The sequence below is a fragment of the Nocardiopsis prasina DSM 43845 genome, assembly GCF_000341265.1.
In the GTDB taxonomy this organism is placed as follows: domain Bacteria; phylum Actinomycetota; class Actinomycetes; order Streptosporangiales; family Streptosporangiaceae; genus Nocardiopsis; species Nocardiopsis prasina.
On record NZ_ANAE01000100.1, the window covers coordinates 1 to 14,338 of the forward strand.

A 14,338-nucleotide genomic window follows, 5' to 3' on the forward strand; every position below is an offset into this window, starting at 1 on the left:
AGGTGAGTCGGCGCAGCAGCGCCTCGGCCGGTCCACGCAGCCCGAAGCGGCGGGAGAGGTCGGCGATCAGCACGGTCAGTCCCCAGGTGAGGACGGCGACCAGCACGGCGCCCGAGGCGCTCGCGCTGGCCCCCAGTCCCAGGCCGTAGGGGGCGAACACCGCGGTGAACACCACCGCCTGCGCCAGGTAGCAGCTGAGGGAGCGCTCTCCGACGGAGGCGATCGAGGTGGCGACCGCCCCGGCGGAGCCGGTGCCACCGGGGAGCACGGCCCGTTCGGTCACCCGGAGGGCGACCAGGGTGATCAGCGCCGCCCAGCCGGGCCCGCCCGCCCAGCCCGCGAGGTCGTGCACGATCCACAGGGACACCAGGACGACGGGTTCCGGTTCCGGCAGGAACTCGGCGGTGACCAGGGCGTCCGGTAGCCCGGCGACCACCGCGACGCCCAGGCCCGCGACGGCGGTACGCGCCAACAGGGGAAGGTGCTCCCGGGGGTGTTCCAGGATGCCCCGGCGACCGGCCCACATCCCCACGAGCAACGGCGGCAGCACCACGAGCAGCAGGGTCACCGGCGTGTACAGGGTCCACTCCGCGAAACGCTCGGAACTGGCCGCGAGGAAGTCCGGCTCCATCAGTGAGGGCACCGCCGAGACGGGCCCGTCGTCCCCGGGGGAGGCACCGGACACGTCGCCCAGGCTGAGGACGGTGCTCAGTGCGGCCGAGGCGAACGCGACGGCGCCCGCGGACCACAGCAGGACGGAGTCGCGTGCGCGCAGAAACCCCACGAAGAGGAGCAGGCCCAGCCCGTACGCCCCGACGATGTCCACCGGCAGCAGCAGGACCCCGTGCAGCAGGCCGATCACCAGCATCCACAGTCCGCGACGGCGCAGCACCACACGGGCGTGTACCCACCCGCCGCCCGCGTCCACGACCCGCCGCATGATCCACACGGTGCCGTAGCCGAAGAGCAGCGAGAACAGCGGGATCGCCCGCCCGTTCACCAGCGTGCTCTGGACGAACAACAGCACCTGGTCGGTGAGGGTGCGGACGGTCTCGGAGTGGGTCAGGAAGAACTGGGCGTTGACCAGAGCGATGAAAAGCAGCATGAAACCGCGCGCGAGGTCGGGTGCGAGGGATCGCCCCGAGCCGGGCACGGGCGGGATACCGGTCGAGGGAGGTCGGCTGGGCTGACTCATGGGGACTCTCTTGTGGGCGCTGACAGGCGGTGGGACGAACGTGCGGGGACCCTCAGGGGCCCGTCGACGAAGCTACGGAGCCGCGCGACCCGTTCCCATGGGGCCTTCCCGAGACTTCGGGTGGGTCCGTCCCCACCGGAACGAGCGCCTATGATGGTGGGGCGTCGCGTGTTCCCAGCCAATGAGCAGTGGGCCGGCCGGAGTGCATGGAGGCGCCATGACTGTTCGGGGAGCCATCGTGAGCACACACTTCGCGTACCGAATCTGAGCGGCTGAGGCGTTCGCGGCGCCGGTGTGACACGGCCTTCGAGACCGTGTCCCCGTGGCCCCGGTGAGAGACCGGGCCGCGCGGTTCGTCCCGCCGAACCCCCGCCCGTTCCCCGGCCGCTCATCCGCCGTCAGGCGCCCCTGGACGCCCACACTCCGGCGGACTCCCCGAACCCCTCCTGGCCGACCGCCACCCTGCCCTGCCCCGACCCGCACGGCCCCGCCCGGAGGGCGAGCGCGACGACCGCGCCCCGGGGACGTCCGCCTCCACGACCTTCAGTGAGAGGACCGTTTCTTGACGCACAACGACAACCAGCAGACGAGCGAGGACAACACCGGGGCGGGCCGTCCGAACCAGCCGCCCGCAGGACCCCACCCGCGCCCCGAACCCGGCGTGAGCCCCTGGAACGCGCCCGTGGTGGCGGAGTTCCGAGCCAACGGCGGCCGCATGGGCGGCCAGTTCGCCGGAAGCGACCTGCTGCTGCTCACCACCACCGGTGCGCGCTCGGGCCGGGAACACACCAACCCGCTCGGCTTCGCGCGGATCGACGACCGCGTCTACGTGGTGGCCTCCGCCGGGGGCTCCCCGAAGGACCCCGACTGGTACCGCAACCTGCTCTCCCACCCCATGGTGACCGTGGAACTTCCGGGAGAGGACTCCCGGGAGTGCGTCGCGGTCCCGCTGGCGGGCGGGGAACGCGACCTGGTCTTCAAGGAGATCGTCCGCCGCCACCCGGGCTACGGCGACTACCAGGACCGGGTGGAGCGTCGGCTCCCGGTGGTGGAGCTCCAGCCCTCACCGGAGTTCGGCTCCGGTGAGGTGCGCAACCTCGCGGACAAGCTGTTCCAGATCCACGCGTGGCTGCGCGGCCAGCTCACCAACGTGCGCGGGGAGGCAGAGCGCTACCTTGCCGAGCGCGACTCTGTGACGACCGGGCAGCCGGTGGGGCTCAACCTCCAGATCCGTCAGCACTGCCTCGCCTTCTGCGAGTCACTGCACTTCCACCACACCAGCGAGGACGCCATGTTCCCCGGCCTGGCCGAGGGCTTCCCGCACCTGCGGGAACCCGTCGAGCGCCTGGTGGAGGAGCACCGTGTGGTCGACCGCGTCCGGGGTGAGCTGGAGGGCCTGCTCGCCGACGTGCGCACCGCCGACCCCGTGCGGTTCATGGCCGAACTCGACCGCCTGACCGAGGAGCTCGAGGCCCATCTGGACTTCGAGGAGGAAGCCCTCATCCCGACGCTGTCGGAGATCCCCTTCCCGCCGGCGTGACACCCGTGCCGTGGGGCGCCCCGGGAACCGCCAGCCGGTCCCCGGGGCCTCCCACGTACGCTCCCGTACCGGCGCGGGGCGCCTACCCCCCGAACAGGGTGCCGAGGTTGATCTCGGTGCCCAGGAACATCGAACCGACGATGAGGATCAGAAGACCGGGAAGCAGGGTCGCGGCGGTCACCATCGTCACCCTCGGGTTGAGGCGCTGGGCCTTGCGGCGCATGTACTGGGCGTCGGCCAGGCGCATGTCCTTGCTGATGTCGACCAGGGTGTCGCTCAGCGGCGCCCCGAGTTCCTCGGCCTGCTGGATGGCGGTGACGAACTTGCTGAGCGACTCGTTGCGGTTGCGGCGGCGCAGGGTCTCGAAGGCCTCCCGGCGCGAGGTGCCCAGCTCCATCTGCCGGAGCGCGATCGTGAACTCGTCCGCCAGCACCCCCGGCATCGACACCGCCACCCGGGCGACGGCGGCGCGGAACGACATGCCCGCGCTCACCGTCACCGCGAGCACGTCCAGGAAGTCGGGCAGCTGCGTCTGGACCTCGTCGGCGCGCTCCTGGGTCTGCACGTACAGGTTGAGGTCGGTCAGGCCCGTGAAGGCCAACGCCAGGAGGGCGAGCATCGGGCTGGAGTCCGCCACCAGCACCAGCACGGCGAGGGAACCGTAGACGGCCACCTCACCGACCTTGCGACGCACGTACCGTTCCGTGGTCAGACCGTCCGGGCGCCCCGCCGCCTCGATACGGGAGGAGACGGACGCCTTCAGTGTCTCGCTCATCGACGCCATCAGCGCCTTGGAGAAGGGGCGCCCGATCCGCTCGGTGATCCGGTGCAGGAAGAAGGTCTCGTCGCTCTTGGTGGTCACCGGAGCGTCGACCGGGTCGTCCACGGCCACCCGCGTCTGCGACTGGGTCAGGTACAGGCCGTAGACACCGAGCAGCACGACCAGGGCCGAGGCGAGCGCGGCCGCCAGGGGTATCAGGAGCGGGAGGTTCATGGGGGTGTCCTTCGAGGGGCGGGGTCGGGGGTCCCGGAGGACCGTGGCGTGTGCGGCCGGGCGCTACATCTTGAACCTGGTGATGCGGGCGACCAGCGCGAAACCGGTCGCGTACAGCGCCGCCACGACCAGCAGCACCGCGATCCCGGCTCCGGAGCTGGTCATCGTACGCATGATCCCCGGCTCGATCCCGTTGATCATGAACAGCGCGCCCACCGACATGAACGCGAGCGCCCACACGGTGGAGGTCGTCTCGCTGAGGATGGTGCTCACCTCACGCCGGGTCTCCTTGCGGCTCTCCAACGTGCCGGAGATGTTGCGCAGGGCCGTCACCAGCGAACCGCCGGACCTGGACGCCACCACCAGGGTGGACAACAGCACGCCCAGTTCCCGCGACGGCATGCGCTGGCGCAGGTCCGCGATGGCCTCCTCGAAGCTCGCCCCCAGCTTCATCGACTCCGCCATCCGACCGAGTTCCTCCCCGGCCGGGCCGTCCAGTTCGTCGGCGGCGATGGCCACGGCCGTCGGCAGCGCCAGCCCAGCGGAGGTCGCGTTGCCCAGCACACGGGCCAGGTCGGGCAGCTGGTTGGTGAACTCCTCCCGACGCTTGGCCTCGGCCCTGCGCAGGTAGGAGAAGAACAGGAACGCCACGCCGACCGCGGCCAGCAGACCGAAGAACGGCGCGAGGACCTGCCACACCACCAGGACCGTCAGCAGCGTTCCCGACACGAGCGCCACGACGAACGTCGCCGGGCGTATGTCCGTGCCCGAGCGCGCCATGCGACGAGCGAGCCGCGCACCCCACTGCGTGCGCCGCAACCGTGCGTCCAACCGGGCCAGAGGGGTGGACGCCTCGTACTCCGCCTGGTCCAGGGCGCTGCGGGCGGCGATCAGCCGCCGCTGCTCCGCGCTGGCCAGGAACTCCCACAGCGCCCACAGCATCAGGAACAGAACCAGGGCGAGGCCGCCGAGGATCGCCGGAACCTGCCAGTTCACCCGGACTCCCTTCGGACCGGTACCGCCGCGCGGTCCGGTGTCGTACTTCGCTGGTGCGTCCGCGTGGACGCTTGTCGGGCCCTCACGGGCTGCCCTGTGGGCGGTCGTCGGACACGACCCCGAACACGGACGGGATGCTCTCCCCCACGTGGTAGATCCGAGCGGCGACGTGGCGGGGCAGCGGATGGTGCCGGTACCGCCCCTCGACGGTGCGGTCGGGGTTGACCGGCAGCGCCGCGAACTCCATGAGCCGGTCCAGACGGAACTCCTCGCGGCGGCGCGAGGAGACCACGGCGATCTCGTTGATCCGCCGCGACCCGTCGGGCCATCGGCCCAGGTGCACCACCGCGTCCACGGCGTTGTTGATCTGGTCGCGGATCGCGTCGTAGGGGATGTTCCCCTCACCCAGGGTCGCCAGGGTCTGCAACCGGTAGATGGCGTCGTCCGCCGAGTTGGCGTGCACCGTCACCAGTGAGCCGTCGTGGCCGGTGTTCATCGCCTGGAGCATGTCGATGGTCTCGGGACCACGGACCTCACCGACGATGATGCGGTCCGGGCGCATCCGCAGCGCGTTGCGCACGAGGTCGCGGATGGCGATCTCGCCCCGCCCCTCGATGTTGGCGGGCCGCGACTCCAGCCGCACCACGTGCTCCTGCATCAGCTGGAGTTCGGCCGAGTCCTCGATGGTGACGATCCGCTCCTGACTGGGCACGAAGGCCGACAGCGCGTTCAGGAAGGTCGTCTTACCGGTACCGGTACCGCCCGACACCACGATGTTGAACCGGGCGCGCACCATCGCCGACAACAGCACCCCGGTCGCCTGGTCCAGGCTGCCCATCCGCACGAGTTCCTCGATGGGGTAGGGCTTGGGGAAACGCCGGATGGTCAGCACCGGCCCGGACAGGGACAGCGGCGGGATGATCACGTTGACCCGCTCCCCGCTGGGCAGGCGGGCGTCCACCATCGGCGAGGACTCGTCCACGCGCCGGTTCACCAGCGAGACGATCCGGTCGATGGTCTGGTACAACTGCTCCTCGCCGTTGAAGGCGGCGTCGATGCGCTCCATGCGGCCGCCGCGTTCCACGAACACGTTGTCGGGGCCGTTGACCATGATTTCGGTGATGCTCTCGTCGGCCAGCAGCGGCTCCAGCACACCCAGCCCCAGGGCCTCGTCCACCACCCGGCGGATCAGCACCGACCGTTCGCGGTCCGACAGCACCGGGCCCTCACGGGACAGGATGTGCCCCACGACCCGCTCCAGGCGCACGCGCCGCTGTGCGAGCGTCAGTTGGGTCAGGTCCTCCAGGTTGATCTCCTCGAGGAGGCGCCGACGCCAGTGCGTCACACTGCCGCGGTCCGCGCGTTCCTCGACGCCGCGGTCCTCCTCCAAACGGTCCTTCAGCCCCATGCCCCTCGTCTCCTCCCTCGCCGGTCCCGTCGCGGTGTTTCTCGTTCGCTCGCCTCACACGTTCGGCATGTCCACCCGTCGGGTCAGTGTCAGGTTCAGCTCGACCGACGAGAACACGATCGGCAGCGGGTGCGAGACCTCCACGAAGTACCCCTCACTGTCGTTGGCCCCGCTCGTGATGGTGGCGTCGTCCAACCAGCCGGGCAGGGCGGTGCGGGCGGCGTCCTCGGCCCCGGACAGCTGCTGGGCCCCCGCGGCCCGGGCGCCCGCCCTGGCCGCCGACTCGATGCGTTCGATCGCCACGAAGGCCAGGAACACCTCGATCGCCACCACCACGGTGAGCAGCAGCACCGGCAGGATCGCGGCGAACTCCAGGATGGGGCCGCCCCGGTCCGAGCGCGGACGGCCGCCGAACAGCAGGCGTCGGAGCCGCCCGGGGGAGGGTGTGCCGTTCAGGGTGCCTCCACCCCCTCCGGATCCGAGGTCCCTCGCGGCGCAACCTCGGTGACCACCTTCGCCTCCCCGGTGATCGGCCACGGAGCCGTCACACCGGGCAGGAACACCGGCATGTCCAGGCTCACCCGGGCGAACCGGGCACCGTCCCTCTCGACGACCTCCGTGGTTAGCACGTCCTCGCCGTCCCAGGGCGCGCGCACCCGCTTGCGCGCCTCCTCGTCGATGCGCGCCATGTCGTCCGGGGTGACGGAGGCCTGCCGGGCCGCCTCGGCCGCACCGTGGGACGCGTACATGGCGGTGACGCCGATCAACAGCACCTGCCACACCAGGGCCAGCGCCAGCATCATGAACGGCACCATGGCCGCGAACTCCACGAAGATCGCGCCGTGGTCGTCCCGGAGGCCCCGGTGTCTCCGGAGGCCTCCGCGCTCCTCAGGCACCGATGCCTCCCCCCGACCGCTGGGGGCCGCTCTGCCCCCAGGAGGGGGAGGGGCCGGCCGGTCGGCTCTGGTTCCCGGTGGTGGTCGGGTCGGGGCCCATGGCGTTGAGGAAGCCGGACACGTCCCTGGTGGTCGGACCCGACGACGGTTGGGGGAGGGAGGCCCGCCCGGCCAGTCCCTGCGGGAGTTCGGCCGAGGGCGTGGTGTGGCCGCCCAGCCCGGTGCCGCCCGCGACGGCGCTGGGCGGCACGAGCAGGTCCAGTTCCGACGCGAGCCGGGCGAAGGCCCTGCGCAGTCCCTCGTCGGTCACCTTCGTGGGGTCGCCGCTGTTCTCCCCGGGCTCCAGCGCCCGGTAGGCGGCGGGGACGGGAGTGCGCAGGACCTTGGTGCCCAGCAGTTGCTGGAGGAACTCCGGCTGGATCTCGTTCTTGCGGCTGTGCCGGGTGACCAGCGAGTGGACATCCTCGTGCGAGCGGATCTGGAGGCGTTCCCACATCGCCATCAGCCGCTGGGCGCCCCGCAGCGCGGGCACGTCCGGGGTCACCGTCACCACCGAGCTGTCGGCCACCTCCACCGCCATCGCGGTCGCCTCGTTCATGGTGGAGCCGCAGTCCACGATCACCAGTTCGTAGCGGGAACGCAGGGCGCTCAGGATGCGGCGGGTGGCCCGTGCGGTGACGTCCTCGCCGCGCTCGCCGTGCTGGGGCGCCAGGAGCACGTGGGGGCCGCGCGGGTCCACGTAGAGGGTCTCGGCGAGCATGCCGGGACTGATGTCGTCGGCGGCGTCCACCAGGTCCGTGATGGACCTGCGGTGCTGGAGGTTGAGGAAGGCGGGCAGGTCACCGGCCTGGAGGTCCAGGTCGACCAGGCACACCAGCCGGTCCCGCCTCGCCGCCGCCATTGCCAGGTGCACGGTGCAGGTGGTGGTGCCCACCCCGCCCTTGGCCCCGCTGAGCGTCACGATCCGGCCGCGCGCCCCGGAGGTCGGCAGGTCCAACGACGCCGACTCCAGGTGACGGCGCAGGGTGCGCGACCACTCGGCGGCCCTGGCCACCCGGGTCTCCAGCTCGGTGGCGCCGGAGTCGGCGGGGAGCACTCCCCGGGCGCCCGCCTCCATGGCCGCGGTGAAGGTGTCCGGGTCCATCGACGGCGAGACCAGCAGGATGGCCAACTGCGGATGGCGGTGGGACAGGTCCCGGATCGTGTCGAAGACCGGAGCCGGGCCCAGCTCCTGGTGGATGAGGACCACGTCCAGGTCGGGGTACTCGCCCGCGGCGTTGATCAGATCCGTGCTGGTGAGGCGGGACGAGACGAGGTCGGCCCCGGCCAGCTCCTCGAAGCGCGCCGCGATCACCATCTCCGTCTCGGAGGTGGGCATCCCCGCCAGGACTCGGAAGTTCACTGGTACTTACCCCTCATGCGGCATGCGCCGCTGGTCGCTCTGGTCGTCCGAACCGGATCCGCCGCCGGAGTTCTCGAAGACACCCTCGAAGTCACCGCTGCACACCTGGGTGTCACCGGGGTCGCCCCCGCCCGCCGCGCTCACCAGGCCCATACGGAGCTTGGTGGCGAACTCCTCGGCGTAGGCGAGCTGGAGCGCGGTCTGCGGGTCGAGACGGAAGGTCACCGGTACGACGCCCGCCACCCCGCCGGCTTCGGACTCCTGGCTGCGCAGCTCCCCGATGTCCAGGACCTCCACCTCCGTGACGATCCGGGTGGCGCAGGCCTCGCCGTGATCGCGCGCCTGGAAGGTGCCGTAGATGTCCACGACCGAACCGCGCTGGACCTTGCCCGCGATCCCGGTCTCGGCGTTGACCATGATCGCGATCTCCCGCTCACCCGCGGTCAGGGTCGGCTGGGGCTTGACCATGCCGTGCTGGAGGATCGACCCCTCGGTGAGGTGGCTCGCTGCCACCAGCTCCTGGCCCTCGGGGGTCTCGATCTCGTCCAGGTCGGAGATGAAGACCTCCGGGTCGAAGTACGAGGCGGGCACTTCGACGGTCGTGTACGAGTCCTGTCCCAGCGGCTGGTTGGCGTCGACGTCCTCGACCAGCTCCAGGACGGTGGCGACCCTGCCCACCTGGTCCTGCTGGCTGTTGAGGTAGGTGAAGACGGAGGCGAACACGGCGACGGCGCCGATAGCGGCCACGACCATGAGCAGGACGCCGCGTCGCTGACGGGGGTTCATAGGGGGTGGTATCCGTTTCCGTGTCGTCGGGGGCCGTCCGTCCTGGAGTCGGAGCGGCGGGCCCTAGCGGGAGTAGGTTCTGGGGGATTCCGTGCGCGGCGGGCCGTCCGGGTTCGCGTCGCCCTCCGACGGGTTCGGCGGAGCGGACGGTCGGTGCCCGTGCGCTGGTACGGGGGGTGGATCGGTACGCGGAGCGCCGGGCGGAGCGCCCGCGCCGATGGGCGGGTTGGGGCCGGTCCGGTGGGGCGGGGCACTCCAAGGGCTCGTGGTCGCCTGCCCGACCGGGCCCACCTGGGGCGGTCGGGGCGCCTGGGGGCCGGTGTTCCCCTGGAGGTTGGGGGGCCTGCGCGGTGCCGGGTCCGTCGGAGGGGGCGTGCCGGGGGGCGGTGAGGGGGCGACGGGGGCCTGGGCCCCGGAGGGAACGCCGCGGGGTGCGAACGGGCCCTGGGGGGCGTGGACGCCGTTACGGGAAGCGGGGGCCGGGGCGGACTGGGACGTGTGTGTGGCCTGGGCGGAGGGGCCGGGGTGGTGGGCCGCGGCGGGGTCCCCGCTGCCGACCCCGCGGCAGAACGGGCACGGGGTGGCGGTCACGGGTTCGCCGCACCAGGTGCACTCCGTCGCCCTGAGCGCCCCGGCGGCGTAGGCGAGAGCCTGGGGGTGGGCGCTCAGGGCCACGAACTCCACGTACTTGTGGGTGCCCCAGTAGGTGCTGCCGAGGGGTTGGACCGGCAGGGTCCGGGTGGCCACCGGCTGGATGGCCTGGGGCAGGTTCTCGTCGAACACCCGGGTGATGCTCGGGTCCGGGGTGGAGCACAGCAGCTGAACCGGTTGCACCGGGCGGAAGGGGACGCTGATGGCGTCCGAAGGGCGCAGACGGCCCACCTGGGCGGAGGGAGCGCAGTAGGCGAGGAAGGAGACCGTGGGCGCGTACGATCCCATGTGCTGACGCAGGCTCGTGGGGAGCGTGGACAACCCGGACACCGTTCTCAGCCATGCCCCGGCCAACAGGTGCTTGGGCAGTTCCGTGCTGAGCGCGGCCACCATCCCCGGAGGCAGGTAGGGGGCCAGGTAGGCGAGCTGGTCGGCGATGAGGGAGAGGGCGAGCGGGGACAGGTCGACGCTGATCCCGGCGATGTGGTCGGTGCGCAGGGCGGCCCGCGCGAAGTCGACCGCCTTGCGGGCGTCCGTGGACTGCCAGGCGGGATAGAGCGCGACGACCCTGCGGCCCGCGCGCACCTCCTCCTTGGCGAAGAGGACGAAGGCGGCGCTGCGGGCGCCCACGTCGTCGCCTGTCATGGCGAACCGCCGTGCTCCGGTCTCGCCCACGTGGCCCGTGCTGGGGATGTCCGCCAACAGGGCTACGGTCGTCGCCGACCGCGGTAGGGCATTGGACACTGGAAAGGCTCCATCGGTTCTGCGCGCTCGGGCGAGGTCGGTTGCTTCAGAGACGCCCCGCGTCTCAGGTGCCACTCGGACGCATCGTAACGAATGGGTGCGGCACTGCGGGAGGCCCGGTAATCACCACCTTGGGGCACGGGTTGCGCCATGTGGTGCGTTTTCGTCAATGAGGCCAAGGTGACCCCGTGAACGGGAGGGGGATCTCGTGTCGGTCGGGGACGGGGGAGTCGGTCGCGTGTCCGGCACGCCCGTGTCGTTGGTTCGGCCGCGTTTCGGTGAGTGGCGGGCCAATCCTATGCCTTCGTGCCTTTTGTCCTCTTCGGTTGATGCCTGCGTTCCGGGTTTGCGGGCCCTGGTCACTGGACGTTCGTTGGTGTCGGAGCTGGTCGGGTGGTCGCGGTCGGGTCCGGGGGCGGGTCGGCGACGGCGGGGTGGGGGCGAGGAATGCGAGGAGAGGTGGGTGTGCCGTCCCTCCAGGATGCCCCTCCGGACCCGGAGTCACCAGTACCACCGGTCCTTCTGTGGACAACCGCGGACCGGGGAGGGGTGGGGCGGGGATGTCGCGTCGGTCTCGTTCGGGGTTGTCCTCCACGCCACGGGGAACGAACGAGGGTGACTTCGCGTCATATCTTGAGAAGTCACTTGCCCCCTGAGGAGACGAACACGATGCGCAAGGCAAACCGGGCCGCCGCCGGTGCGGCCGCTTGGCAGGTCATCCAGAACACGGACAGCAAGGTCTCGCTGTGGGAGCGGGTTCGGGCGGTCCCCCGCATGCTCGGTGCCAAGCTGCGCGGGCGCTACCCGGAGCTCGGCGGCGGCAAGCTCTTCATGATGCTGGTCATGGTCGGCTACATCATCTCCCCGATCGACTTCGTGCCCGAGCTGATCTTCTCGGTGCTCGGCCTGGTCGACGACGTCGCCGTCGCCGTTTGGCTCACCACCATGGCGCTGGGGGAGAGTGAGCGCTTCGTCGCCTGGGAGCGCGGGCAGCGGGCACAGGAGGCCTTCGGTCGCGCCAACCAGCCAGGCCAGCACCCCGGCCAGGGTGCCCACCAGGGCCAGTACCCGGGGCAGGACGAGTACCAGGCCCCGGGGCGGCATGTTGGCCCGGATCAGGCGGACCACCAGCGACAGAGGCGCTGATCGAAACGTCCGCGCCGCCCCTCTAGGCTCAGGGGGACAAAAAGCGAAGAGAAGTCCTTGAAGGGACATCGTGGACACATCCCCCAACGTGCCCGACCCGCGCCTCCAGCGGGGTCACGGTCCACAGGAGCCCCAGAGCCACGGGGCGGACCCGAACCCGCTGGCGGCCCACCGGCCGACTCCGGACGCCGAGGGGCGGGTCGGGACCCCGCTGATCGTCGGAGCCACGGTGCTCGCGCTCGCCCTGTTCGGCGGAGCCCTCTACTGGGCGCTTCCGGGGCTCATCGGCCCACCCGAACCCGAGCACACTGCCGGCGACGAGCCAACGGTCCCCTACGCGGGCGACTACCTGCTGGGCGAACCCACCTGGGGCCTGGGGAACTCCCGCCTGTCCCGGGAGATCTGCGAGGTGTGGACCGACGCCATCGACGAGGTCACCTTCTCCGAGCAGGTCGCCCACGACCTCATGGACCCGGGTGTGGAGTTCCTCGCCTTGGAGAAGGAGGTCGAGGCCCCCGGGAACGGCGCCGCCTACCGCAACGACGTGGTCCTCACCCACAACACCTGGTACACCCGGCTCCGGGACGGCACCCTCGACGTGCGCGACGGCGACCCGGTCGGGGAGCCACGCGACATCCTGGTGCTGGGCAACGTCTCCGCCTGGACCCTCCAGTACGTCGTCAGGGCCGACTCCGGCATCCGCTCCCTCGACGACCTGGCCGGCACCACGGCCGTCTTCTCCGGGGACGACCCGGAGGTCCTCGAACTGAGCGACCTGACCCTGCTCTCGGCCGGGCTGGACCCGTTCTCCATGGAGGTCGTCTCGGGCTACGACTTCGACACCGACACCCCGCAGCAGCCCTTCATCGACGGGGACGTCGACGTCCACGTCCTCTGGGGCCGGGTCGGGAACGCGGAGCTCGACCACCTGGAACGGCAGGGGATGGACCTGCGTGTCCTGGAGGTCCCGGAGGAGGTGGTGGCGACGGTCAGCCGCGTCGACCCCGCCTACACGAATCTCTCCGTGCAGGCGGGGAGTCTGCCCGGGCAGGAGGGGGACACCAACCTCCTGGCCTCCTGGGAGACCCTGTACGCGCACGCCGACCTGGACGAGGACCTGGTCCAGGAGCTGGTACGCGCCGTCTACGAGGAACTCGGCGACCACGCTCCCAATGAGCAGATCGCGACCGTGGACCAGGCACTGAGCGGGGTGGATCCGGACAGCGTCCACCCTGGCGCGGCTCGCTACCTCAGCGAACGCGGTGTGCTCTGACCGGGCCCGGGGGCACCGCCCTCGGAGGGTCGGCGGGCAGCGGTCGGCGAGGAGCGGGCTAGCCGCGCAGCGCGGTGTGTGCGGCGCGCAGGCGGGCCTCCTCGGCCTCCGGGCCCGTCTCCATGCCCGGACACGAGCCCCCGCCGGGGCGCCCCGCCACCTCGTCGGCCCACGCGAGCAGCCGCCCCAGCTGGGGTGAGCCCTCGCCGGAGGTGACCCGGACACGGCCCAAGGCCAGCTCGCCCCCGGTCCCGTCGACGGTCACCAGCGCTCCCTCGGGAACGTGGCGGTCACCCACCCGGATGCCGTCGGGCTCCACGGTCAGGTCCTCCACCCCCACCACGGCCGGGGTGCCCATGGACCGGGCGACCACGGCGGCGTGGCTGGCCGGGCCGCCCCGCGCGGTGACGATCCCGGCCGAGGCGGCCAGACCGCGCATGTCCAACGGAGAGGTCTCCGGGCGGAACAGGACCACCGGCCCCCGGGCCGCCATACTGACCGCCCGGTCCGCGTTGGTCACCACACGGCCGACCGCCACCCCCGGGCAGGCGCCCACGCCCCGGGCGAGCGGGGGCCGCCCGTCGGGCAGGACGGCGCGTGCCGTGCGCGCGTGCCGCAGGTGCGGGGGAGAGACCCGAAGCAGGGCCTCCGCGCGACTGATCACGCCCGCCTCGGCAAGGTCGACCGCGACGCGGACGGCGGCGGCCCCGACAAGGCGGGCGGGGCGCAGTTGGAGCATCCACAGCCGCCCCGACTCGTAGGTGAACTCGACGTAGCAGGCGTCGCGGTGATGCTCCGAAACGCGGTCCAGAGCGGCCACGAGGTCCGCCCACACGGCGGGTTCCCGGTCGGCGAGGTCCCGCAGGGGGCTGGTCAGCGCGCTGCCCGAGACGACGGCGTCCCCCTGGCGGCCGAACAGCACCTCGCCGAAGGGCACGTGTTCTCCGGTGTTGGGGTCGTGGGTGAAGGCGACCCCGCTGCCGCTGCGGGCGTCCCGGTCCCCGAACACCATCGCCTGCACGGTCACGGCGGTGCCGAGGTCGTCGGGCACGCCGTGCAGCGCGCGGTAGGTCCGGGCGCGCGGGGTGTCCCAGGAGGAGTACACCTCCGCGATCGCCCGGTACAGCCCTCCCAACGGGTCCTCCGCGACGTCGGGGTCCGTGGTCGGCAGCCCGAGATTGAGGATCGTCGTCATCATCCCCGGCATCGAGACACCGGCCCCGGAGCGCACGGACACCGTCAGGGGATCGTGCGTGTCGCCGAACCGTCGTCCGGTCTCGGCCTCCAGGGCGCTGACGGCGGGGGCG

At 71.7% G+C, this 14,338-nt stretch carries 13 protein-coding genes; 3 read left to right on the plus strand and 10 right to left on the minus strand.

The annotated features are described in order from the left end of the window. A partial coding sequence (locus D452_RS0108615; RefSeq protein WP_239646349.1) for a DUF418 domain-containing protein occupies positions 1 to 1,195 on the minus strand: 1,195 nt, incomplete at its 3' end. 562 nt (positions 1,196 to 1,757) lie between these two features. Here D452_RS0108615 and D452_RS0108620 point away from each other — a divergent pair. Next, positions 1,758 to 2,735 (plus strand): nitroreductase/quinone reductase family protein, encoded by a 978-nt coding sequence (locus tag D452_RS0108620; RefSeq protein WP_017543753.1) that lies wholly within the window; start codon positions 1,758 to 1,760, stop codon positions 2,733 to 2,735. An 82-nt stretch (positions 2,736 to 2,817) separates the two neighbouring features. Here D452_RS0108620 and D452_RS0108625 read toward each other — a convergent pair whose 3' ends face one another. The 8 genes from D452_RS0108625 to D452_RS0108660 form a co-directional block, all read right to left on the minus strand. Next, the gene (locus tag D452_RS0108625; RefSeq protein ID WP_017543754.1) at positions 2,818 to 3,729 is read right to left on the minus strand and encodes a type II secretion system F family protein; all 912 of its coding nucleotides are present in this window, start codon (positions 3,727 to 3,729) and stop codon (positions 2,818 to 2,820) included. A 63-nt stretch (positions 3,730 to 3,792) separates the two neighbouring features. Then, complete coding sequence (locus tag D452_RS0108630; protein ID WP_017543755.1) at positions 3,793 to 4,725, minus strand: type II secretion system F family protein; 933 nt, start codon at positions 4,723 to 4,725, stop codon at positions 3,793 to 3,795. A gap of 82 nt (positions 4,726 to 4,807) precedes the next feature. Then, positions 4,808 to 6,133: a CpaF family protein gene (locus tag D452_RS0108635; RefSeq protein ID WP_017543756.1), complete on the minus strand. Its 1,326-nt coding sequence runs from the start codon at positions 6,131 to 6,133 to the stop codon at positions 4,808 to 4,810. A gap of 54 nt (positions 6,134 to 6,187) precedes the next feature. After that, positions 6,188 to 6,589: a TadE/TadG family type IV pilus assembly protein gene (locus D452_RS0108640; RefSeq protein WP_026129106.1), complete on the minus strand. Its 402-nt coding sequence runs from the start codon at positions 6,587 to 6,589 to the stop codon at positions 6,188 to 6,190. Next, positions 6,586 to 6,963 carry a hypothetical protein gene (locus D452_RS0108645; RefSeq protein WP_040693403.1) on the minus strand — a complete coding sequence of 126 codons (378 nt, stop codon included), beginning with the start codon at positions 6,961 to 6,963 and terminating at the stop codon, positions 6,586 to 6,588. The genes D452_RS0108640 and D452_RS0108645 overlap by 4 nt, the downstream gene beginning before the upstream one ends. A 58-nt stretch (positions 6,964 to 7,021) precedes the next feature. Continuing rightward, positions 7,022 to 8,431, minus strand: coding sequence for an AAA family ATPase (locus tag D452_RS0108650; protein WP_017543759.1), 1,410 nt, complete (start codon positions 8,429 to 8,431; stop codon positions 7,022 to 7,024). Positions 8,432 to 8,437: 6 nt separating this feature from the next. Then, positions 8,438 to 9,217 (minus strand): Flp pilus assembly protein CpaB, encoded by a 780-nt coding sequence (cpaB, locus tag D452_RS0108655; protein ID WP_017543760.1) that lies wholly within the window; start codon positions 9,215 to 9,217, stop codon positions 8,438 to 8,440. 63 nt (positions 9,218 to 9,280) lie between these two features. Next, entirely contained in the window at positions 9,281 to 10,570 is a 1,290-nt protein-coding gene (locus tag D452_RS0108660; protein ID WP_017543761.1) for a hypothetical protein, read from the minus strand. Positions 10,571 to 11,281: 711 nt separating this feature from the next. Between D452_RS0108660 and D452_RS0108665 the strand changes: the two genes are divergently transcribed. Both D452_RS0108665 and D452_RS0108670 read left to right on the plus strand, forming a co-directional pair. Continuing rightward, positions 11,282 to 11,758, plus strand: a complete 477-nt coding sequence (locus D452_RS0108665; RefSeq protein ID WP_017543762.1) for a YkvA family protein — start codon at positions 11,282 to 11,284, stop codon at positions 11,756 to 11,758. Between the two features lie 70 nt (positions 11,759 to 11,828). Then, the gene (locus tag D452_RS0108670) at positions 11,829 to 13,031 is read left to right on the plus strand and encodes a TAXI family TRAP transporter solute-binding subunit (RefSeq protein ID WP_017543763.1); all 1,203 of its coding nucleotides are present in this window, start codon (positions 11,829 to 11,831) and stop codon (positions 13,029 to 13,031) included. Between the two features lie 58 nt (positions 13,032 to 13,089). Here D452_RS0108670 and D452_RS27960 read toward each other — a convergent pair. Continuing rightward, on the minus strand, positions 13,090 to 14,338 hold a 1,249-nt coding region (locus D452_RS27960), incomplete at its 5' end, for a PEP/pyruvate-binding domain-containing protein (RefSeq protein ID WP_017543764.1).

Excerpts from the sequence above, each read along its gene's own strand:
- cpaB (WP_017543760.1), bottom strand. The coding sequence starts at position 9,217 with ATGAACCCCCGTCAGCGACGCGGCGTCCTGCTCATGGTCGTGGCCGCT.
- D452_RS0108665 (WP_017543762.1), top strand. The coding sequence starts at position 11,282 with ATGCGCAAGGCAAACCGGGCCGCCGCCGGTGCGGCCGCTTGGCAGGTC.
- D452_RS0108625 (WP_017543754.1), bottom strand. The coding sequence starts at position 3,729 with ATGAACCTCCCGCTCCTGATACCCCTGGCGGCCGCGCTCGCCTCGGCC.
- D452_RS0108635 (WP_017543756.1), bottom strand. The coding sequence starts at position 6,133 with ATGGGGCTGAAGGACCGTTTGGAGGAGGACCGCGGCGTCGAGGAACGC.